This window comes from Pseudomonas sp. TUM25319 (assembly GCF_056388475.1).
In genome coordinates, this window is record NZ_CM150751.1 from 1,854,580 (window position 1) to 1,875,360 (window position 20,781).

The following is a 20,781-nucleotide window of genomic DNA, read 5'->3' on the forward strand; positions in this document are numbered from 1 at the left end:
AGCTGAAATGTTCTACTCGCCCACCACTAAAAGTTTTTACTCACAAGAAATCAACGGGTCGAACATGCCCGGTGACGTTGTCGAGATCAGCCTGGAACATCATGCCGAGCTGCTGGCTGGAGACGCGGCCGGAATGGTCATTGTCACCGACGAGGCAGGCAAACCAGCACTCGCCGACCGGCCACCACCGACGGCCGATGCCCTGGCAGCGATCGAGCGGATCTGGCGCGACGTGCAACTGCAGTCCACCGAGTGGATCGTCAGCCGCCACCGTGATGAGCTCGATATGCAGCGACCGACGACACTGACGACAGATCAGTTCGCGCAGCTTATGCAGTTCCGGCAGAAGCTGCGGGACTGGCCGGCGGGTGATGACTTTCCGCTTATAGAACATCGCCCGTCGCCACCTGAGTGGCTTGCCTGAGCGCCCCGCATTGACGGGGCGTTTTCTTTCCTGCGGTACCACACGGCCCTGCTTGCGGGGCCTTTTCATGTCTGGAGTAAACATGGCTGGATTTTTCCACGGCGTTACCGTAACGAACGTCGACACCGGCGCACGCACTATCGCGCTGCCGTCGTCGTCCATCATCGGCCTGGTGGACACCTTTACCGAAGGCCCGACCGCTACTGCCAAGGCCAACGACCTGGTGCTGATCACCAGCGAGCGTGAAGCTGTCGCAGCCTTCGGTCCGGCCTCGGCCATTACCAAGGCTTGCCAGGCGATCTATGCCCGCGCTAAGGCAGTCATCGTCGCCTGCGGTGTGGCCAAGCTGGCCGATCCCGCCGAGCAGACCTCGGCGATCATCGGGGGTGTGCTGGCTGACGGCAAGCGCACCGGCCTGCAGGCCCTGCTGGACGGCAAGAGCCGTTTCAACGCCCAGCCACGTCTGCTGGTGACGCCGAAGCACAGTGCCACCCAGGCCGTGGGCACCGCGCTGGTGGCGCTGGCCGACAAGCTGCGCGGCATTGCAATCCTCGACGGGCCGGGCACCACCGACGAGGCGGCGCTGGCCTATGCCGAGAACTACGGCGCAAAGCGTGCGTTTCTTGTGGATCCGGGTGTTCAGTACTGGGACACCAGCGCCGATGCCACCGTCGATGCTCCGTCCTCGGCCTGGGTCGCCGGCCTGTTCGCCTGGACCGACAACGAGTACGGCTTCTGGGCTTCGCCGTCGAACAAGGAATTCGTCGGCATCACCGGTACGACTCGCTCGGTGGAGTTCCTCGATGGTGACGAAACCTGCCGGGCGAACCTGCTCAACAACGCCAACATCACCACCATTATCCGCGACGACGGATACCGCCTCTGGGGCAACCGCACCCTGTCCAGCGATCCAAAGTGGGCGTTCGTCACCCGCGTGCGGACGATGGATATCGTCATGGACGCCATCCTCTACGGCCACAAATGGGCGGTGGACCGCTCGATCACCGCGACCTACGTCAAGGATGTGACCGAAGGGTTGGAAGCCTTCATGCGCGACCTCAAGGCCCAGGGCGCGATCATCAATTTCGAGGTCTACGCGGACCCCGAGCTGAACACTGCCAGCCAGCTGGAGCAGGGCAAGGTGTACTGGAACATCCGCTTCACCGACGTCCCGCCCGCTGAAAACCCCAACTTCCGTGTCGAGGTCACCAACCAGTGGCTGACCGAAGTCCTGGACCAGAACGCATAAGGAGCCCTACGCATGGCAATGATTCCGCAAACCCTGGCCAACCTGAACCTGTTCGTGGACGGCGTCAGCTTTCAGGGAGATGTCCCGAGCCTCACTCTGCCCAAGCTGACCATCAAGACCGAAGAACATCGGGTGGGTGGCATGGACGCCGCGATCGAGCTGGACCAGGGCATGGAAAAGATGGAAGCCGGCTTCACCACAACCGGCGTTCGCAAAGAGTCGCTGAAGTTCTTCGGCCTGGCTGACGGCACCGCTTTCAACGGCACGTTTCGTGGCGCGTTCAAGGGTCTCAAGGGGGCCATCACGCCAGTTGTCGTCACCCTGCGCGGGTTGCTCAAGGAAGTCGACATGGGCGACTGGAAGCCTGGTGACAAAGCCGAGATCAAGCACAACGTTGCCGTCACGTACTACAAGCTCGAAGTCGACGGCCGTGTGATGTACGAGATCGATCCGCTCGGCATGAAGCGCGTTGTCAGCGGCGTCGATCAGCTTGCCGCGCAGCGTTCTGCTCTCGGCCTCTAACGCACTCAACCTTCAAGGAAATTCTGTATGAGCAAGAAAATCCCAAGCTGGATGGCCATCGCTGATGACCGCGTCACCGTCACTCTGGCCCGTCCCTCGGAGGCCAATGGTGTACGGGTCGACAAGCTGAGCCTGCGTGCGCCGACAGTGCGCGACATGCGTACCGCCCAGCAGACCGGCGGTGAGGATGACGAGCAGCGCGAAATGAACCTGTTCGCCTCACTCGCGGAGGTCAGCACCAAAGACCTGGAGGGGCTGACGCTCAAGGACTACACCCGCCTGCAGGCGGGGTACTTTCGCTTGGTGCAAGACGACGAGCTTTAGTCCGGCAGTGCAGAAGGCAGCGGCGAAGCGGCTCGCGTCCGAGCTGCACTTTCCCGCCGCTGAGATCATGATCATGTCGTATGCCGACATGGTCTGGTGGCTCACGGACTGAGCCGAACAGGGGTTAGCTATGGCGAGCAAACTGGCGCTATCTGTGGTGATCGGCGGCGCAGTGGCGTCGTCGCTCGGCTCTGCGTTCAAGACCGCTGAGAGCGGTATCGCAAAGCTGGAGCAGAAGGGCAGCAAGGCGAAAGTGCTGAAGGGCATGATCGGTGAAGCGGTCAAGCTGCGAGACGAGTGGAAGAAAGCGCATGACAGCGGTGCGGCCTCGGCCGCCGGCCTGCTGCGCAAGCTTGAGAGCAACCTGGATGCGTTGCGCAAGCAGGGTGTGCAGGTTGGCAAGTTGGATCGGGAGTATCAGCGGCTCGGTCGCACAGCGCGTGCGATGGACCTGCAGGTCAAGGGCAAGCAGCAGTTGGAGAAGGGCAAGGCCGGTGCGAAGTCGACCATTGGGATGGCAACTGCGGTCGGTGCAGCAGCTGCCGTGCCGACGGTTATCAGCGCTGGCTATCAAGCGACGATCCGCGATATTGCGATCAAGGCCGGGCTTGCGAACCGGCCCGAAGAGCAGGCGATGGCCAGGCAGATCATCCAGGTGTCGGCAGACACGGGGATGAGTCGTGACGGTGTGGCCGACCTGGTCAACCAGCTCGTCGGCGCAGGCATGGATCTGAACAAGGCCCTGTCCTACTCGACCGTGGCGGCGAAGTTCTCGGTTGGTCAGGGAGCGAGCGGCGTCGATGTGGCATCGATGATTCAAGCGCTGGAGCAGAATGCGAAGATCAGCGATCCCAAGGTTATGGAAAAGACTCTGGAAGGGATTGCGCTGCAGGGCCAAGCGGGCAGCTTCGAAGCCAGCGATATGGCCCGCTGGTTCCCTGTCCTGCTCGCGAGCATGGAGAAGACTGGGAGCACAGGGCCGGAAGCCGTCGCTCAGCTTGGCGCTATGTTGCAGGTGCAGATGAAGACCGCTGGCAGCTCTGACGAAGCGGCGAACAATCTGAAGAACTGGATCGAGAAGATCGGCGCCGGCGATGTTGTGAAGTCCTACGCTGATGCCGGCATTGACTACCAGGCATCCCTGAATACTGGCATCCAGAAGGGCATGTCGGTGCTGGAAAGCAGCATGGCGCTGGCAATGCAGTACGTTCAGAAGACTGACCCGGCGAAAGCCAAGGTGATGGAGGACGCGAAGGCGAAGATCGACAAGGAAGTCGACCCCGCCAAGGCGCTCAAGGCATTGGAAGCGCTGGAGCAGAGCCTGAAAACGGGCGACATCTTCGCTGACATGCAAGTGAAAGCGGCGTTGACGGCATACGGCCAGAACCGGGGGCTGTATCAGGAGCTGAAAGCCGACGCCATGGGCAAAAAGGCAGTCGGCATCCTCGACAAGAACCTGGCCGAGCGGCGTGAGACCTCGGCGCAACAGTGGGCCGAGGTGGTGAATGCAGCCAACGATGCGATGCGCAGTATTGGCGACGCCATCCGCCCGGCAACGGACGCGCTCGCCCAGGGAATCATCTGGGTTGCCCGTGGGTTTACCGGGCTGTCTGACGAGTTCAGGGGCGTGGTGTTCGGTCTTGGGGTGGTGGTCGCGGGCTTCGTCGCTTTGAAGGGCGCGCTCAACGCGCTGCGGATTGCCAAGGGCCTCGCAAACATCGCTCGCGGAAAGACGCTGGAGCGGCTGGCTGATCGAGCGGGAACGCTAACGGACGGTGTCGGCGATGCATTGAAGCCGCGTAGGGAAACGGTCGAGCGCAAGCCGGGTCTCTTGGGGCGCCTGCGTGGTGCTGCAAACGACAGCACTGCGGAAGCACCTGCACAGGTGCCGGACACGCAGCGAGTGTTTGTCGTCAACGCCGATGCGATAGGGCGAACAGTTGGCGGCGCCGGCGGTGGCCCTGAATCGAGCCGCCGGCAGCGTCGCCGTTCTCGGCGGCAGGCGAGGGCTGGTGGCCGCTCAGCTGCGCCCCGGTCCAGCACGCGTACGCAGTCCAGCCCGGCCAAGCGGGTGGACACTCCGAAACCTCAGGTTCTGCCCGCGCCGAGCCGGTTAGGCGCCCTGGTCAAAGGAGCTCGCACCGTCACCAAGAGCGGGAAGGGGCTACCCGGCGGTAACGTGATCGACGCTGGGATCGGGGCGATTGATGTCGCATTGAACGCCGAGACTCAGGACGAGAAAGCCGAAGGCTATGGCGGTGTTGCCGGTGGGCTGGCCGGTAGTTTGGCCGGCGCTGCTGTTGGCGCTGCTGTCGGTTCGGTGGTGCCGGTTGTAGGTACCGCGATTGGTGGCCTGGTCGGAGCGGTACTTGGCAGTATGGGCGGAGAGCTTGGGGGCGGTTGGCTGGGGAAGAAACTGTTCGGTGATGACAAGCCCGAGGTGGTGGCCAGTCAGGATAAAGCTGCCAAGGCCACTGCACCTGGGGATGTGGTGCGCTCAATCACGGCTGAGTCCGTGCCGCCCGCTGTAATGCCCGCGATCGCTAAAGCTGCCGAGGTGAAGCAGGAGCGACCGAACGTTGAGCAATCGCTGACGTTCGCTCCGAACATACCCGTCAATGTCCAGGGTGACGTCAAGGATCCCGCCGCGCTGGCCCGCGAACTGCTGCCGCATCTGCAACGGATGTTCGACGACTTGGGGCGGCAGGCCCAGGCGCGGCAACTGAGTGACGAACCACACGTTTGATGAGGAGGGCTCATGGCCTACATGGAACAACTGCAGTCCGGATTGAAGTCGCTGGTTGCGGCTGGGGAAGCAGGCCGGCGCAGCATCGACGGAATGCTCGGTCCCATGAACGGCGCGATCAGCGATATCACCGGCGCTGCCGCCGAGCTGGAGAACATCCCGTTCGTGGGGCCGGTGCTGGGTGAGAGGCTGCAGCGGACGATGCGGGGTATCAACGCGGCACAGGAGACTGTAGGGCGCGTGGCCTCGATCTACAGCCAGGCGACAACTGCGGCGGCCCAGGTGCAAGAGCGGCTGGGGGCGCTCAAGGAACAAGCGGCGAAAGCCGGTGCCGCGATCAATCAGGTCGCCGGCAAGGTGAGTCCGTCCCTTGGCAATATCTTGCCGACGGGCTCTTTCGCACCAGACCAGACGCCCGCCGCTGAGGCAGTGAAGCCATTCCCGCATTTGCTGATCATCCAGTCGCTGGAGCCAAACGCTCAGCCGTATTACTTCAACCTCGACACTGCGGCGTTCGAAGAGCTTCGTCGCCAGACCGCGTTCCGCTGGGCTGCACAGGAGCGTTTGTCACGGCCTATAGCTCAGCAAGCTATCGGTCAGGGCGAGGACAAGATCAGCCTCAAGGGTGCGATTTACCCGGGGCGCGCAGGTGGGCTCAAGCAGCTTGATACGCTGCGAAGCATCGGCCGGGCGCTGCGGCCGCTCAGCCTTGTGACCGGGTACGGCGAAGTCCTGGGCAACTGGTGCTTGCTGAGCCTCGATGAAGAGCAGAGCAACCTGCTCGCCGGCGGGATCCCCCGCAAGCAAGCCTTCAACCTGGAGTTCGTCAGCTATGGCGACGACATGCAGAACGTCTGACGGGGATGTGCTCGACACACTGTGTCAGCACTATTACGGGCACCTGAAGGGCGCCGTCGAAGCGGTACTGGCGGCAAACCAAGGGTTGGCGGATGTCGCGCAGCCGTACCCGGCGGGCGTGCTGATCGTGCTGCCTGACCTGCCGGGTACGACCGATGCAGTGGTCTCGCTATGGGACTGAGTCGCTGCTCTCGTTCAATCCACCTACCCCGCCAAGTGCGGGGTTTTCATTTTCTGAGGGGTGAAGAATGCAGCCGATGTACCGAATAGTCGCGGACAGCCGTGACATCACTGCGCTGATCAACGATCGACTGCTGATGCTTCGGACCTCCGACAAGCCCGGGATGGAGTCCGATGAGTTCGAACTGCGCATCGATGATCGCGATCAGGCGGTGGCGCTGCCGTCTCGCGGTGCCAAGGTCGAAGTGTTCATGGGCTATGTCGGCCAGGTGCTGGCGAAGCTCGGGCGTTACACGGTAGATGAGGTCGAGCTCAGCGGCCCGCCCGACACGCTCACGATCCGGGGCAAGGCCAGCGACATGCGTGGCACAGGCAAGACCACGCGTTCGGGTAGTTGGGAGAACGTCCCGCTGCAGCAGATCGTCACCGAGGTGGCGAAGCGTAACGGCTGGGAGCCTGTTTGCCCGGTTCAGACGAAAGTGCCCCGCGTCGACCAGCTCAATGAGTCGGACTTCAACTTCATCACGCGCCTTGCCGGCAAGCACGACTGCACGGCGAAACTCGCAGACGGCAAGCTGCTGGTGATGCCCAGGCAAGGTGGCCAGAGCGCAAGCGGCAAGGTGTTGCCATCTATCACGGTACGTCGGCAGGACGTCAGCCGGTACCAGTTTCGTCTGGGCGACAAGACTACAAACAAGGCCGTCCAGGCCAGGCACCAGGACAAGAAGACCGGCGCGCTGCAGGTAGTCGATATCGCGAACCCGGACGCGCCGTCAACGCTACCGCCGGTCCACACCGACCGTCACATCTACCCGAACAAGACAGCCGCCGAGCAAGCTGCAATGGCGAGGTTGGCTGCGTTCAACCGGTCCACTGCAGGCGTGCGGCTCGACATGGCTGGCCGCACCGACCTGTTCGCCGAGCGCACGATCATTGCCCAGGGCTTCAAGGACGGGCTCGATGGCGAGTACTTGATCGACAGCGTAGAGCAGACCTTCACCGCTTCTGGCTGGACCACGTCAATCGAGTGCAACGGGGGCAAGAGGGGTAAAGCCAAGGCCAAAGGCAAGAAGAAAAAAGAAACCAAACCACTCAAGACAGTCGAGCTGTCACCAACGGCCTGATGGCCAGGAGAACGACGCAATGCCTATCAGTGAGCAGCAGTTGCTGCGCATCCTCCCCAACGCCGGCAAGAACGCCGGCGTTTTTGTTCCTGCTCTGAACGCGGCAATGGGCAAGTACGGGATCGTTACCCGTCTGCGTATCGCTGCGTTCATCGCCCAGATCGGCCATGAATCCGGGCAGCTCCGCTATGTTCGGGAGCTGGGTAGCGATGACTACTTGAAGAAGTACGACACCGGCAACCTGGCCCAGCGCCTGGGCAACACCCCGGAACCAGACGGTGATGGCCAGAAATATCGTGGCCGCGGGCTGATCCAAATTACCGGCCGGTTCAACTACAACGCATGCAGCGAGGCGCTGTTCAGCGATGGCCGCCTGCTCAATACCCCGGAGCTGCTGGAGCACCCCGTGTACGCCTCGATGTCGGCGGCCTGGTTCTGGCAGACCCGCGGGCTTAATGGCCTGGCGGACCGGGAAGACTTCCTGCAGATCACCAAGAAGATCAACGGCGGTACCAACGGCCTGGAGGATCGGCAGAAGCTGTATGAGCGTGCGCTGGAGGTGCTTCAGTGAGCCTGCTGGACTGGCGCTTGCCAGCTGTCGCGCTACTGCTCGGGCTCGGCCTGGGTGGCTGTGCTGCCTGGAAGTGGCAGGCAAACGAGTATCAGCGGCAGCTCGCCGAGCAGGCTGGCCTGTTCCAAGACGAGCGTCTGAGAGCGGGGCTGGCTGTTATTGACTGGAATAACGCTGAGCAAGCCAGGCGCACTGCCTTGGAGGCCCGCCTGCAGGCCTCTGACAAAATCCATCACCAGGAGCTTACCGATGCGCAACAAGCCTCGGCTCGCCTTCGCGACCGCCTTGCTACTTCTGATCTGCGGCTGTCAGTCCTCCTCGACGCCTCTGCCTCAGCTGGTTGCGGTGGGGTGTCAGCCACCACCGGTGCCGGCGGCGTGGTTCATGGAACCAGTCGAGCCCGACTTGACCCGGCGCATGCTCAACGAATTATCGGAATCACCGACGACGGCGATCGAGGACTGATCGCGCTGAGGGCCTGTCAGGCCTATGTGCGAGCGATCGCACAGTGAAGTGAAAGGAGCGAGCCTGGTGAATGCGTCAACATCCATCAGGCTCGCCGAACCCGCAGACCATTCCTGCAAGTCCAGCCGTGGCCCCTGCCTTGTGCACAAAGCGCGGCGAGCCTAACACCTGTTTATTCATACAGTAAAGACTTGCAACCAATGACCTCTCCTATTGTTCCCTGGATGGGTGGCAAACGCCGCCTGGCCGACCGCTTAATTCCCCTCTTTCCCCCTCATGAGTGCTATGTTGAGGTCTTCGCCGGCGGTGCCGCGTTGTACTTCATGCGTCCCCAGCCCGCGCCGGTGGAGGTGCTGAACGACCTCAACGGAGACCTGGTTACTCTGTACCGGGTGGTGCAGAACCACCTTGAGGAGTTCGTCCGCCAGTTCAAGTGGGCGCTCAGCTCCCGGCAGATCTTCGAGTGGCAGAAGATGACCCGCCCCGAAACGTTGACGGACATCCAGCGCGCGGCGCGGTTCTTCTACCTGCAGCAGCATGCCTTCGGTGGCAAAGTCACCGGGCAGACGTTCGGTACCGCCACCACCGGGCCGGCAATTAATCTGCTACGCATCGAGGAGAACCTCTCCGCAGCCTGGCAGCGTCTGGCTGGCACCTACGTCGAGAACTTGTCGTGGCTGGACTGTGCTGAACGCTACGATCGAGTGCACACCTTCTTCTATATGGACCCGCCGTATTGGCAGACCGCAGGCTATGGCGTCGACTTCCCGTTCGAGGAGTACGAGCGTATGGCCGACTTCATGCGGCGCTGCAAGGGTAGGGTGATGGTCAGCATCAACGACCACTTGGATATCCGTCGAGTGTTCGACGGTTTCCACTTCGAGAACCTAGACATCCGTTACACCACGGCGAACCAGCGGCATGGCAAAGCTGACGTCACTGGTGAGTTGGTGATCATGAATTGGCAGCCGGCTTGCTTGGGCCAGCTGTTCTAGCGATGGATTATTCGACCAGGTTGAAGTCTGATCTGTTTCGAGGGTTCTTTGTTGCACCTCGACAGTTCTCTCCTCTCAGCGGTACGTGACCAGGGAAGAAAAGTAAGCCCTCACCTTCCAGTGCGAAGGCGAGGGCTTGCATTGTGACAGGGCGCAACTCCAACCCTCTTTCCACTCGCTTGATTGCGCCAGGTGAAACGCCTGATCGGAATGCTAGCGCTTCCACGCTCCACCCGAGCATCAGGCGTGCTGCTGCGCAGTGAGCAGGCCGAAAGCCAATGGGCAGGCTATCCATGAAGTTCGCAAATTCTTCCGGGCTGGCCCCGTCATCAAGGCAGGGGAGAGCGGCGGCGGTGTCGATGATGTGTTCGGACATGATAGGCTCAAAGTACTGTCTGTTTATACAGTTTAAGTTCCCAGCAAGCGCTCTGCAAAGGGTATGGCGAACTACCTACTTTTGATTTCTTAGGGGCAGCCGAGTGAGACAAATCCTACCTTTGGCGTGGTGGGAGTAGTGGTCGTGGACATGGTTAACCTCGGTGTAGAGGGGCTGCCGGAAACGGGTGGCGGGCAACCCTGCTGAGCGCTCTGGGGCGCCTCTGGTCAAAAAGTGCGCAATTCTAGCGAGCGACAACGCGCTTGACCAGCAGAAAAGCGACGAACGCTGCGCTATGCTTCGCGGCGTTGCGCCGGTGTGATTTTCAGACACCGACGCCAAGGTTCGTCCGACAGCAGAAATCATAGCGTCTGGCACGGAATTCACCGGTTTCCGGTTCTTGGTTGCGGGAGTGGTTGATGGTTCAGGCAAGCAGTCACGCCGAGGCGGGGCATGGGGCGACGAAGTCGCTGGGCCTGCTGGTGGCAGCTGTCGGGGTGGTCTATGGCGATATCGGGACCAGCCCGCTGTATACCCTTAAGGAAGTTTTCACCGGCGGTTATGGGGTGCCGGTCAACCATGATGGTGTGTTGGGCATTCTTTCGCTGATCGCCTGGTCGTTGATCTGGGTGGTGTCGATCAAGTACGTGACCTTCATTCTGCGCGCGGACAACCAGGGCGAGGGTGGGATCATGGCCCTGACCGCGCTGGCGACCCGGGCGTCGGCGCCGTATCCGAAGCTGCGGGCGCTGATGGTGGTGTGCGGCCTGATCGGTGCTGCGCTGTTCTATGGCGACAGCATGATCACCCCGGCGGTTTCGGTACTGTCGGCGGTAGAGGGGATGGAGCTGGCGTTCGATGGCATCGACCACTGGGTGGTGCCCATCGCGCTGGTCGTGCTGGTGGCGCTGTTCCTGGTGCAGAAACACGGCACCGCGAAGATCGGCATTCTGTTCGGGCCGGTGATGGTGGCGTGGTTCGTCGTACTCGGCCTGCTGGGGTTGCATGGCATTTCCCAGAGTCCCGAGGTGCTCAATGCCTTCAACCCGGTCTGGGCGGTGCGCTTCTTTATCGTCCATCCGGGTATGGGCGTGGCGATTCTCGGTGCTGTGGTTCTGGCGCTGACCGGTGCCGAGGCACTGTACGCCGACATGGGCCACTTCGGCCGCAAGCCGATTGCCCGGGCGTGGTTCGCCCTGGTGCTGCCTGCGCTGGTGCTCAATTACTTCGGCCAGGGCGCGCTGCTGCTGCAGAACCCTGATGCGGCGCGCAACCCGTTCTACCTGCTGGCACCGAGCTGGGCCCTGCTGCCGTTGATCGCGCTGGCCACCCTGGCCACCGTGATCGCTTCCCAGGCGGTGATTTCCGGGGCCTTCTCCCTGACCCGCCAGGCTATCCAGCTCGGCTACATCCCGCGGATGCAGATCCAGCACACCTCCAGCGACGAGCAGGGGCAGATCTACATCGGTGCGGTGAACTGGACCTTGATGGTCGCCGTGGTGTTGCTGGTGATCGGGTTCGAGTCCTCGGGGGCGCTGGCAGCGGCCTACGGCGTTGCGGTTACCGGCACCATGCTGATGACCACGCTGCTGGTGTCCACCGTCATGCTGCTGCTGTGGAAGTGGCCACCGCTGCTGGCGGTGCCGATCCTGCTGGGCTTCCTGTTCGTGGACGGCCTGTTCTTCGCCGCCAACCTGCCCAAGGTGGTGCAGGGCGGTGCGTTCCCGGTACTGGCGGGCGCAGTGCTGCTGCTGTTGATGAGTACCTGGAAGCGCGGCAAGCAGATCCTCGTGGAGCGTATCGATGAGGGCGGCTTGCCCTTGCCGGTGTTCATCAGCAGCATCCGTGTGCAGCCGCCACACCGGGTCGAGGGTACTGCGGTGTTCCTCACCGCGCGGCCGGATGCGGTGCCCCACGCGCTACTGCACAACCTGCTGCACAACCAGGTACTGCACAGCCAGGTGGTGCTGCTGACTGTGGTCAGCGAGGACCGGCCGCGAGTGCCGGAGCAGGAGCGATTTGAAGTCGAGGCATACGGCGACGGGTTCTTCCGGGTGCTGTTGCACTTCGGCTTCATGGACGAGCCGGACGTTCCGGCAGCCTTGCGGCTCTGTCACCTGGATGATCTGGATTTCAGTCCGATGCGCACCACCTATTTCCTCAGCCGGGAGACGGTGATCGCTTCGCGGCTGGAGGGCATGGCGCGGTGGCGGGGCAACCTGTTCGCGTTCCTGCTGAAGAACGCCAACGGCAACCTGCGCTTCTTCAACCTCCCGTTGAACCGGGTAATCGAACTGGGAACGCAGGTCGAGATCTGAAATGACCGGGGCCGCCATGCGGCCCCGGTGTTTTCTGGATCAGTTCTGTTCAGCCACGCTGGTCTTTCCCTGACGGCTTTCGATCTCTCCGATCAGCTTGCGCGCCAGCGCCGGGTAGTTTTCATCGAAGTGGTGACCGCCCGGCAACTTCAGACGCTCGCCCACGGCGGTGCTGTCGGTGCAGCCGCTCTCATCGGTTTCTTCCACGCCATACACGCAGAGCACCTTGGCTGCGGGCATCTTGGCCATTTCCGGGCCGGTCGGGGCTTCCTTGCCTTCCTGGCCCAGCCAGCCTTCCACTTCGATCTCGAAGCTGCCGCTGCGGGCAAAGGCGAGCAGGATCACGGCATCGATGCGCTTCTGGTCTTCTTCCGGCAGGCGGTTGTAGATCGCGGGCAGCACGTCGGCGCCGAACGAATAGCCGGTCAGTACGAAGCGCTTGGTGCCCCATTTCTGGCGGTAGTGCTGCATCAGTTCCGAGAGGTCGACCGCGCTTTGCTCCGGGGTCTTGTGCTGCCAGTAGTAGCGCAGGGTGTCGATGCCGACTACCGGATAGCCGAGCTTGGCCATTTCGCCCGCGACGTCGCGGTCCAGATCGCGCCAGCCGCCGTCACCCGAAAGGAACAGGGTCACGGTGTCGGTGGTCTGGCCGGCAGGCACTTCCACCACTGGAATGCTCATGGCATTGCCGTCTTCACCCACCAGGGCTTGGGTCAGTTGTGCCTTGAGCACCTGCGGCAGGTGCACGTCGTAGTCGGAGATGCTGGTTTCGGCGTTGGCCTGGTCGCGGACGAAGGCGGCGCTGGCGTCGTCCGGGTTGTCGTTCCAGGCCACGTTCCAGTGCCCGTGTGGGGCCGATTTGGCGACCGGAAGGGCGCAGCCCGGACGTTCCAGGTTGAAGTCCACCGAGATCGCCTGGGCTTTGTCGTCTTTCTGCCCGGCCAACCAGTCCCAGGCCAGGTTGGCGCCCGGGCCGATGCCGGCGACCAGGGTCGGCGTGCCGGCGAGTTGCTGGGTCGCCAGTTGCACGGTTTGTTGCTGCTTGGCGCAGTCGTTGGGGGGCAGGGTCACCTGAACGAGCTGCGCTTCGCCACTCTGGCTCAGGTCCAGCAGTTGCTTGTCGCTCAGCAGTTGCTCCTGGGGCGAGGCAATGACCACGCGGGCCTTGGCATTGGTGCCGGGTGTGGCACGCACGAGACTGCTGCCGTCGCTCAGGGTGAGGTGTTCAAGGTGAGCCTCGGGGGCGGGGCGGGTCCACAGCCAGAAACCGGCGGCAGCCGCCAGCAGCGCCGCCAACAGGGCGGCGAGCAGGTAAAGCCAGTAGCGTCGAATCATCAGCGTTTCACCAATCCAGTAAGGCCGCCCGCGATCAGGGCGGCGGTATCTGCCAGGGCCACCAGCGGATCGAGTCCGGCGGGCACGGCCATGTAGCGGGGTTCCCAGTCAGGCTGGAACTTGTCTTTGAAGCGGCGCAGCCCCTGGAAGTTGTAGAGCTGCTCGCCGCGCTGGAACACCATCGAGCCCAGGCGCTGGGTCAATGGCGCACCGCGCCGTGGCTGCAGGCCCGACAACGGCACCATGCCGAGGCTGAAGCGTGCGTATCCGTGCTGTTTGTAGTGTTGGATCAGGCCGATCATCATGAACTCCATGGTCAGCTTCGGCGCGTCGGGGTGGGCGCGCATCAGATCGAGGCTGGCCAGTTCGCGACTGTGGGTTTCCAGCAGGTTGGCGAAGGCCACCGGCTGGCCCTGGAAGCGGATCAGGGCGATACGGAAATGTTGCAGGTAGTCCTCACTGAAGCGACCCAGAGAGAAGCCTTTTTCGCGTACGTTCTTGCCGGTAAGCCAGGCATCGGAAATGGCCTTCAATTCAGCCAGCGGTGCCTGACCCGGTTCATGGATCTCCAGGCTCAGACCGTCTCGTCCGCCGCGGTTCCAGGTGTAGCGCAGGTCTTTCATCTCCTTGCCCTTGGCTTCCAGGTCGAAGCGCAGCAGGTTGACCCGTGCTTCCTCGCCCAGCTTGATCGCGGTCAGGCCGATGTCCATATAGAACGGCAGGTTCTCTGCACGCACCTGATAGAACACCGGTCGGGCGTGGTGGATGTCGCAGAGGTCGCGGAACTGCCAGATCATTTCTGCCCGGCGCTGGGTCGGTCCGATCGGGTCGTACAGGGCGACGAGGCTGCGACCGCGCCGGGCGTACATCAGGAAGGCGTCGTCGGCGGGATGGAACAGCAGGGCTTTGTCACCGGTCAGGGCCAGGCCACCGTCCGGCTGGTCCGAGGACTGCAGGATGCGGTTGGCGCGCTGCAGTTCTTCTTCGTTGGGCAGGTGAATCACCGGGCGGGCGGTGCGCAGCAGCCAGGTCAGTGCCACCACTACCAGCAGTACCGCACTGCCCAGGGCAGAACGCAGGCCGCGGGGAGCGTCGGCATCGAGGGTGAACTGCCACCACAGTTTGTGGCTGTAGGGAACGTCCTGGTAAGCGAACAGCAGCAACCACACCGAAGCGCCGACCACGCATGCCGCTGCCATCAGGTACACCGGCGAAAACGGCAGTTCCAGCAGGCGGCTCGGGCGGTAGAAGGAGCGGCGGAACACGGCCAGCAGGCAGGCGGTGAGGGTCAGCAGGCTGGCTTCCTCCCAGTCGAAGCCCTTGAGCAGCGAGAGCAGGGCGCCAACCAGCAGTAATACGGTGGTCAGGATCCAGGCTGCCGACAGGCGCCGACGCAGTCCTTGCGCGAGCAGCAGGCACAGTACGCCGACCAGGCTGGCGATAAAGTGCGACGCGTCGATCAGGCGATGGGGAATGAGGAATCCGAGGTGTTCCAGGCGAGTATCGATTTCCGGCGTGGCGCCGGAAAACAGCAACACGACTCCGGACAGGAACACCAGGACGGCCAGTACAGGGGCAGCAAGGCCCGAGGCAACCTTGATCGCCTGTTGGGCAAAGATGAAGCGTCGGGCTTCGCTCGCCAGCAGGACCACGCAAGCCACCAGCATCGGCAGAACGACGTAGATCAGGCGGTACAGCAGCAGGGCGGCGGCCAGCGGCGCAGCGCCGAGCTGGTTGGCGAAGGCGGCCAGCAGGATGGCCTCGAACACCCCGACACCGCCGGGGACATGGCTGAGTACGCCAGCGGCCAGGGCCAGCAGGTACACCAGCAGGAATGCGCCGAAGGGGGGCGCCTCGGGCAGCAACAGGTAGAGCACAGTGGCTGCGGCGGCGACGTCCAGTGCGGTGATGACCAATTGCAGCAGGGTCAGGCGAGCGCCTGGCAGCCGCAGGGTGCGACGGCCGATGCGGGTCATCAGTGAGTCGGTGAACGGCTGCTCCGGCAGGCGCCGGCGATACAAGCCGTAGGCCAGTGCCGCACTCAGCAGCAGCACGGCGATGGCGACGGTCCCGAGCACGCTTTCCGGCAGGCGCAGCGCGGTGGCAGCGGCGGGCAGGTTGCTCAGGGTGGCCAGTGCTGCCAGCGGTGGCAGGGCGCAACCCAGCGACAGACTGGCGAACAGCGTCATCCGGGCCACTTCAGCGGCGCCGACACCCTGGCGGGCATAGAGCCGGTAGCGCACCGAGCCGCCGGACAGCAGCGACAGGCCGATCGCATTACCGATGGCGAAGGCGCAGAAACCGCCCATGGCAAGGCTCGCGGGCGGCAGCTTGACGTCGGCGTAGCGACTGGCGGACCACTCATACCCCAGCAGGATCACGAATCCGACGGCGGTCGCCAGGAATGCTCCTCCCAATGCGGGAGCGGGGACGCTCAGCAATTGATCGTGCAGGGCATAGATGTCCAGCTCACTGAGCAGGTGCCGGCAGGCGATCAGGGCGATTCCGAACAACAGCAGGGTAACGGCCAGCCCGATCGGCTGGCGATATCTGCTAAGCAGTTCAAGCCACCGCAAGCGACTGGCTGCAATGGGTTGGGCGGCGGTAACGGGGTTTTCAGCTTCAGCGGTTGGGCGCATCAATCACCTCGGGGATCGAGCGCGACTGGACAGGAGTATCCGGCCAATTACCAATCCCTATGGAAAAATAATGTCTGAATATTACTAGCGTTCAGGCGAATCCGTGCCGGTCATGATAGTTAAAGAAGTTTCACGTTGCTGCGCAGAACGGCATCGAGACGGGAGAGCGGGAAAGGTGAAGGCGGGCAAACGAAAAAAGGCCAATCTTTCGATTGGCCTTTTTCTGTATCTGGTTGCGGGAGCCGGATTTGAACCGACGACCTTCGGGTTATGAGCCCGACGAGCTACCAGGCTGCTCCATCCCGCGTCTGTGGGTGCGCATTCTACAGCCATGAATCTTCCTGTCAACGCTTAATTGTTGATTTCCAAGAAAAACTTGCGTGGCTGATCATGACGCAACGAAAAAAGGCCAATCTTTCGATTGGCCTTTTTTCTGTATCTGGTTGCGGGAGCCGGATTTGAACCGACGACCTTCGGGTTATGAGCCCGACGAGCTACCAGGCTGCTCCATCCCGCGCCTGTGGGATCGAATTCTACAGGGATGCGCTTCCCTGTCAACCAAAAGTTTCAAAAAACCCTTTTTTCTTCAAATGGTTAGCATTCCTGATCGGTGACCGGCAGGTCACTCTCGCGCTACAGGGCGCGTAGTGGCAGGGCTGCGTACAGGTTTGATGCAGTCGCACAGGGCGGATGAGATACTGCACGTACGAATTTTCCGAACCAGCGATCATCCATGCTTCAGCGCAAGATCATCCATATCGACTGTGATTGCTTCTACGCGGCCATCGAGATGCGTGATGACCCGCGGCTGGCGGGGCGGCCGCTGGCGGTCGGTGGCTCGGCGGAGCGGCGTGGGGTTATCGCCACCTGCAATTACGAGGCGCGCGCCTATGGCGTGCGTTCGGCGATGTCATCCCGCCATGCCCTGGGCCTTTGTCCCGACCTGCTGATCGTCAAACCGCGAATGGAGGCTTATAAAGAAGCGTCGCGGGAAATCCACAACGTCTTTCGCGAGTACACCGATCTGATCGAGCCGTTGTCGCTGGATGAGGCTTATCTGGATGTCACCGACAGCCAGCGCTGTTCCGGCAGCGGTACCCTGATTGCCCAGGATATCCGGCGCAAAATTTCGCAGCGCCTGCACATCACGGTTTCTGCAGGCGTCGCGCCGAACAAATTCCTGGCCAAGATCGCCAGCGACTGGCGCAAGCCCAATGGGCTGTTCGTGATTACCCCGGCGCAAGTCGAGGACTTCGTTTCCGAACTGCCGGTCAGCAAGCTGCATGGCGTGGGCAAGGTGACCGCCGACAAGTTGCATCGGCTCGGGCTGGTGACGTGCATGGACCTTCGGCAGTGGGAGCGCCTGGCACTGGTACGCGAGTTCGGAGGCTTTGGTGAGCGGCTCTACAACCTGTCCCGCGGGATCGACGAGCGGCCGGTGCAGAACGACAGCCGGCGCCAGTCCATCAGTGTGGAAAACACCTACGACCAGGATCTGCCTGATCTGGCGAGTTGCCTGGAAAAACTGCCCGAGCTATTGGCATCGCTGCAGGGGCGCATGGAACGGATCGACAGCAGTTACCGACCAGGCAAGCCATTCGTGAAGGTCAAGTTCCATGACTTCAGCCAGACCACCCTGGAGCAGGCTGGCGCCGGACGTGATCTGGAGAGTTATCAGCAGTTGCTCAGCCAGGCCTTTGCTCGGGGAGGGCGGCCGGTCAGGCTGCTGGGCATCGGCGTTCGCTTGCAGGATTTGCGTGGCGCTCACGAGCAGTTGGAGCTGTTTCCCGCCCCTTGAATGAAAAAAGCACCGGCGAGCGGTGCTTTTTTCATTCAAAGGCGGAAATCAGTGAGCGCCAGGGTCGGCAACCAGGCGACCGGCATTGCGGGTCAGGGACTGGACGAATTCCTGCTGCAATTCCGGGTCGTTGCGGGTCAACTCGATCAGGCTCTGCTCCAGCTCGCTGGCTTCCTCTTCCAGCCCCAGATCGGAGAGGCGCTTGACGCGGTGCACCCACTGGCCGACATCATCGTCTTCGAGGTCATCGAAGATCAGGTCGTGGGCTTCCACCAGTTTTTCCCGCAAGGTACTGCTGATCAGCAGGCTGGCATCGGCACGAACCGGGTTGTCATCCTCGCTGACCGACAGGTGCAGCGTGCCTATATGGGTGAGGTTCTGTTCGCTGAAAGGGCTGTCCAGCAGATTCAGGCGAAGCACACCGTTGCGATCGGTGGTCAGCTCATGAGTCATTTTCCCGGCCTTGACCTCAACCGGACGCTCGCTCCAGGGCACGCTGGTGTATTCCTGGCGCTTGCCTTTTTCGACCTCCTCGATCCCGGCCAGATTCTGCTGGGCCCGACCGTTGGATTGAACGTTCATGAACGGGTTGAGCCCCGCGAAACCGTAGCTCAGCCAGTCCTGGGTGACGCTGTCCGGCAGCGTACCCAGCGCGAAAATGTTGACCACATTGGCGCCGACTCCGGCGACCACCGCGACAGCACCCAGCGGAATCTCGTAGATTTCCCGCCAGGGCTGGTAAGGCGTGTAGCGATCGTAGCGACGGGTCACTTCGAATTCGGTGACTTCGAAGTTCTTCTGCTCATGAATGCGCACACGGCGTTGCGGCAGCTCGAGTACCTTGGGTTCCCCGACATCGATCTGCAGGCTGTGTTCGAGCAACTTGCGCTCGATCCGCTCCTCGTGTTCGGCGCGCTGGGACATCTGGTTGGCACAGCCGCTGAGAAGCAGGGTGCCGCACAAGGCGGCACCCCCGACGGTGAAGGTACTTCGTCTGAACATGGTTACTCTTGCATTGGCTATCAGCGACGGATACGGGCTTGCAGGAAGGACAGCACGTCAGCCAGCGGCAAGGCCTGGGCTTCGCTTTCGGTGCGGTGCTTGTACTCCAGCTTGCCTTCGGCCAGGCCGCGGTCGCTGACGACGATGCGGTGCGGGATGCCGATCAGTTCCATGTCGGCGAACTTGATGCCGGGGCTGGTCTTCTTGTCGCGGTCGTCCAGCAGCACCTCGAAACCGGCAGCGGTCAGCTCGGCGTAGAGTTTGTCGGTGGCGGTGCGCACTTCTTCGGTTTCGTAGCGCAGCGGGACCAGGGCGATCTGGAAGGGCGCCAGGGCGTCGCTCCAGATGATGCCTTTGTCGTCGTAGTTCTGCTCGATGGCGGCGGCGACCACGCGGGAAACACCGATGCCATAGCAGCCCATGGCCAGCGTGACCGGCTTGCCGTTTTCGCCCAGCACCTGGCACTTCAGCGCTTCGCTGTACTTGGTGCCCAGCTGGAAGATGTGGCCGACTTCGATGCCACGCTTGATCTGCAGGGTGCCCTGGCCATCCGGGCTCGGGTCGCCCTCGACCACGTTGCGCAGGTCGGCGACTTCCGGTACCGGGAGGTCGCGTTCCCAGTTCACGCCGAAGTAGTGCTTGTCGTCGATGTTGGCGCCGATGGCGAAGTCGCTCATCAGGGCGACCGAACGGTCGATGATGCACGGCAGCGGCAGGTTCAGCGGGCCAAGGGAGCCGGCACCGGCACCGATGGCGGCGCGCAGCTCGGCTTCGTTGGCCATGACCAGTGGGTCGGCGACCTGCGGCAGCTTGGTGGCCTTGATTTCGTTCAGTTCGTGGTCGCCACGGACGATCAGGGCAACCAGCTTGCCTTTTTCCGCCGCATGGACGATCAGGGTCTTGATGGTGCGCTCGATCGGCACGCCATAGCCTTCGACCAGGGCGGCGATGGTCTTGGTGTCCGGAGTGTCGACCAGGCGCAGCGCTTCGTTCGGCGCAGGGCGCACGGTTTCGCGCGGAATGGCTTCGGCCTTCTCGATGTTGGCGGCGTAGTCGGAGCTGTCGCTGAAGATCACATCGTCTTCACCGGACTCGGCCAGTACGTGGAACTCGTGGGAGTAGCTGCCACCGATGGAGCCGGTATCGGCTTGCACCGGGCGGAAGTTCAGGCCCAGGCGGGTGAACACGTTGCAGTACGCCTGGTGCATGCGGTCGTAGGTTTCCTGCAGGGAAGCCTGGTCGGCATGGAAGGAATAGGCGTCCTTCATGATGAATTCGCGGCCGCGCATCAGGCCGAAGCGTGGGCGGATCTCGTCGCGGAATTTGGTCTGGATCTGGTACATGTTCAGCGGCAGCTGCTTGTAGCTGCTCAGCTCGTTGCGGGCCAGATCGGTGATGACTTCTTCGTGGGTCGGGCCGACGCAGAATTCACGGTTGTGACGGTCTTTCAGGCGCAGCAGCTCGGGGCCGTACTGCTCCCAACGACCGGATTCCTGCCACAGCTCCGCAGGCTGGATCGCGGGCATCAGCACTTCCAGGGCGCCAGCGGCGTTCATTTCCTCGCGAACCACCGTTTCGACCTTGCGCATGACTCGCAGGCCCATCGGCAGCCAGGTGTAGAGGCCGGAGGCGAGCTTGCGGATCATCCCGGCACGCAGCATGAGCTGGTGGCTGATGACGACCGCGTCGGAAGGGGTTTCTTTCTGTGTGGCGAGCAAATATTGACTGGTGCGCATGATAGGCCGTTGTCGGTTGCTTAACTGAAATGACCCCGCATTGTACGGGGGGGAATCCGAGACGTATAGGACGCAGGAAACCGAAACTGCTGTAAGTCGATGACTGAAATGAAAAAGCC

Annotated in this window: 18 protein-coding genes and 2 tRNA genes; 13 read left to right on the forward strand and 7 right to left on the reverse strand. The window is 62.4% G+C overall.

The genetic code is table 11. The annotated features are described in order from the left end of the window. The first annotated feature begins 7 nt into the window (after positions 1-7). From AC05QJ_RS08590 to AC05QJ_RS08640, 11 genes are all read left to right on the forward strand, one after another. A complete protein-coding gene (locus AC05QJ_RS08590) occupies positions 8-424 on the forward strand; it encodes a tail fiber assembly protein (RefSeq protein ID WP_476746446.1) in 417 nt (138 codons plus the stop codon). Between the two features lie 82 nt (positions 425-506). Beyond that, complete coding sequence (locus AC05QJ_RS08595; protein WP_476746447.1) at positions 507-1,673, forward strand: phage tail sheath subtilisin-like domain-containing protein; 1,167 nt, start codon at positions 507-509, stop codon at positions 1,671-1,673. Positions 1,674-1,685: 12 nt separating this feature from the next. Next, a complete protein-coding gene (locus AC05QJ_RS08600) occupies positions 1,686-2,195 on the forward strand; it encodes a phage major tail tube protein (RefSeq protein WP_476746448.1) in 510 nt (169 codons plus the stop codon). A 27-nt stretch (positions 2,196-2,222) separates the two neighbouring features. Continuing rightward, positions 2,223-2,519, forward strand: a complete 297-nt coding sequence (locus AC05QJ_RS08605; RefSeq protein WP_476746449.1) for a phage tail assembly protein — start codon at positions 2,223-2,225, stop codon at positions 2,517-2,519. A 130-nt stretch (positions 2,520-2,649) separates the two neighbouring features. Beyond that, complete coding sequence (locus AC05QJ_RS08610) at positions 2,650-5,265, forward strand: phage tail tape measure protein (protein WP_476746450.1); 2,616 nt, start codon at positions 2,650-2,652, stop codon at positions 5,263-5,265. Between the two features lie 12 nt (positions 5,266-5,277). Then, positions 5,278-6,123: a phage tail protein gene (locus tag AC05QJ_RS08615; protein ID WP_476746451.1), complete on the forward strand. Its 846-nt coding sequence runs from the start codon at positions 5,278-5,280 to the stop codon at positions 6,121-6,123. Further along, positions 6,098-6,304 carry a tail protein X gene (locus AC05QJ_RS08620; protein WP_476746452.1) on the forward strand — a complete coding sequence of 69 codons (207 nt, stop codon included), beginning with the start codon at positions 6,098-6,100 and terminating at the stop codon, positions 6,302-6,304. Before AC05QJ_RS08615 ends, AC05QJ_RS08620 begins: the two co-directional genes overlap by 26 nt. A 67-nt stretch (positions 6,305-6,371) precedes the next feature. Beyond that, positions 6,372-7,427: a phage late control D family protein gene (locus AC05QJ_RS08625; RefSeq protein ID WP_476746453.1), complete on the forward strand. Its 1,056-nt coding sequence runs from the start codon at positions 6,372-6,374 to the stop codon at positions 7,425-7,427. Positions 7,428-7,446: 19 nt separating this feature from the next. Further along, entirely contained in the window at positions 7,447-7,998 is a 552-nt protein-coding gene (locus tag AC05QJ_RS08630; protein WP_476746454.1) for a glycoside hydrolase family 19 protein, read from the forward strand. Then, positions 7,995-8,510, forward strand: coding sequence for a lysis system spanin subunit (locus tag AC05QJ_RS08635; RefSeq protein WP_476746455.1), 516 nt, complete (start codon positions 7,995-7,997; stop codon positions 8,508-8,510). Before AC05QJ_RS08630 ends, AC05QJ_RS08635 begins: the two co-directional genes overlap by 4 nt. A 153-nt stretch (positions 8,511-8,663) precedes the next feature. Further along, positions 8,664-9,458, forward strand: a complete 795-nt coding sequence (locus AC05QJ_RS08640) for a DNA adenine methylase (protein WP_476746456.1) — start codon at positions 8,664-8,666, stop codon at positions 9,456-9,458. 7 nt (positions 9,459-9,465) lie between these two features. On the opposite strand, the gene AC05QJ_RS08645 is transcribed toward AC05QJ_RS08640, so the two are convergent. Further along, positions 9,466-9,834: a helix-turn-helix domain-containing protein gene (locus tag AC05QJ_RS08645; RefSeq protein WP_476746457.1), complete on the reverse strand. Its 369-nt coding sequence runs from the start codon at positions 9,832-9,834 to the stop codon at positions 9,466-9,468. Positions 9,835-10,253: 419 nt separating this feature from the next. Between AC05QJ_RS08645 and AC05QJ_RS08650 the strand changes: the two genes are divergently transcribed. Next, positions 10,254-12,152: a potassium transporter Kup gene (locus AC05QJ_RS08650; protein ID WP_476746458.1), complete on the forward strand. Its 1,899-nt coding sequence runs from the start codon at positions 10,254-10,256 to the stop codon at positions 12,150-12,152. Between the two features lie 39 nt (positions 12,153-12,191). Here AC05QJ_RS08650 and AC05QJ_RS08655 read toward each other — a convergent pair whose 3' ends face one another. The 4 genes from AC05QJ_RS08655 to AC05QJ_RS08670 form a co-directional block, all read right to left on the reverse strand. Further along, the gene (locus AC05QJ_RS08655) at positions 12,192-13,487 is read right to left on the reverse strand and encodes a virulence factor family protein (protein ID WP_476746459.1); all 1,296 of its coding nucleotides are present in this window, start codon (positions 13,485-13,487) and stop codon (positions 12,192-12,194) included. Then, a complete protein-coding gene (gene mprF / locus AC05QJ_RS08660; RefSeq protein ID WP_476746460.1) occupies positions 13,487-16,126 on the reverse strand; it encodes a bifunctional lysylphosphatidylglycerol flippase/synthetase MprF in 2,640 nt (879 codons plus the stop codon). The genes AC05QJ_RS08655 and mprF overlap by 1 nt, the downstream gene beginning before the upstream one ends. A 230-nt stretch (positions 16,127-16,356) precedes the next feature. Beyond that, positions 16,357-16,433 (reverse strand) — tRNA-Met (locus tag AC05QJ_RS08665). Between the two features lie 133 nt (positions 16,434-16,566). Then, positions 16,567-16,643 (reverse strand) — tRNA-Met (locus AC05QJ_RS08670). A 216-nt stretch (positions 16,644-16,859) separates the two neighbouring features. On the opposite strand from AC05QJ_RS08670, the gene dinB reads away from it, so the two are divergent. After that, the gene (gene dinB, locus AC05QJ_RS08675) at positions 16,860-17,924 is read left to right on the forward strand and encodes a DNA polymerase IV (RefSeq protein WP_476746461.1); all 1,065 of its coding nucleotides are present in this window, start codon (positions 16,860-16,862) and stop codon (positions 17,922-17,924) included. 48 nt (positions 17,925-17,972) lie between these two features. On the opposite strand, the gene AC05QJ_RS08680 is transcribed toward dinB, so the two are convergent. Then, positions 17,973-18,926, reverse strand: a complete 954-nt coding sequence (locus AC05QJ_RS08680) for a hypothetical protein (protein ID WP_476746462.1) — start codon at positions 18,924-18,926, stop codon at positions 17,973-17,975. A 20-nt stretch (positions 18,927-18,946) separates the two neighbouring features. After that, positions 18,947-20,662: a proline--tRNA ligase gene (locus AC05QJ_RS08685; protein WP_476746463.1), complete on the reverse strand. Its 1,716-nt coding sequence runs from the start codon at positions 20,660-20,662 to the stop codon at positions 18,947-18,949. Positions 20,663-20,781: the final 119 nt, after the last annotated feature.

Excerpts from the sequence above, each read along its gene's own strand:
- AC05QJ_RS08645 (WP_476746457.1), bottom strand. The coding sequence starts at position 9,834 with ATGTCCGAACACATCATCGACACCGCCGCCGCTCTCCCCTGCCTTGAT.
- mprF (WP_476746460.1), bottom strand. The coding sequence starts at position 16,126 with ATGCGCCCAACCGCTGAAGCTGAAAACCCCGTTACCGCCGCCCAACCC.
- AC05QJ_RS08610 (WP_476746450.1), top strand. The coding sequence starts at position 2,650 with ATGGCGAGCAAACTGGCGCTATCTGTGGTGATCGGCGGCGCAGTGGCG.
- AC05QJ_RS08620 (WP_476746452.1), top strand. The coding sequence starts at position 6,098 with ATGGCGACGACATGCAGAACGTCTGACGGGGATGTGCTCGACACACTG.
- AC05QJ_RS08590 (WP_476746446.1), top strand. The coding sequence starts at position 8 with ATGTTCTACTCGCCCACCACTAAAAGTTTTTACTCACAAGAAATCAAC.
- AC05QJ_RS08655 (WP_476746459.1), bottom strand. The coding sequence starts at position 13,487 with ATGATTCGACGCTACTGGCTTTACCTGCTCGCCGCCCTGTTGGCGGCG.
- AC05QJ_RS08600 (WP_476746448.1), top strand. The coding sequence starts at position 1,686 with ATGGCAATGATTCCGCAAACCCTGGCCAACCTGAACCTGTTCGTGGAC.
- AC05QJ_RS08680 (WP_476746462.1), bottom strand. The coding sequence starts at position 18,926 with ATGTTCAGACGAAGTACCTTCACCGTCGGGGGTGCCGCCTTGTGCGGC.
- AC05QJ_RS08630 (WP_476746454.1), top strand. The coding sequence starts at position 7,447 with ATGCCTATCAGTGAGCAGCAGTTGCTGCGCATCCTCCCCAACGCCGGC.
- AC05QJ_RS08615 (WP_476746451.1), top strand. The coding sequence starts at position 5,278 with ATGGCCTACATGGAACAACTGCAGTCCGGATTGAAGTCGCTGGTTGCG.
- AC05QJ_RS08685 (WP_476746463.1), bottom strand. The coding sequence starts at position 20,662 with ATGCGCACCAGTCAATATTTGCTCGCCACACAGAAAGAAACCCCTTCC.
- AC05QJ_RS08650 (WP_476746458.1), top strand. The coding sequence starts at position 10,254 with ATGGTTCAGGCAAGCAGTCACGCCGAGGCGGGGCATGGGGCGACGAAG.
- AC05QJ_RS08605 (WP_476746449.1), top strand. The coding sequence starts at position 2,223 with ATGAGCAAGAAAATCCCAAGCTGGATGGCCATCGCTGATGACCGCGTC.
- AC05QJ_RS08640 (WP_476746456.1), top strand. The coding sequence starts at position 8,664 with ATGACCTCTCCTATTGTTCCCTGGATGGGTGGCAAACGCCGCCTGGCC.
- dinB (WP_476746461.1), top strand. The coding sequence starts at position 16,860 with ATGCTTCAGCGCAAGATCATCCATATCGACTGTGATTGCTTCTACGCG.
- AC05QJ_RS08595 (WP_476746447.1), top strand. The coding sequence starts at position 507 with ATGGCTGGATTTTTCCACGGCGTTACCGTAACGAACGTCGACACCGGC.
- AC05QJ_RS08625 (WP_476746453.1), top strand. The coding sequence starts at position 6,372 with ATGCAGCCGATGTACCGAATAGTCGCGGACAGCCGTGACATCACTGCG.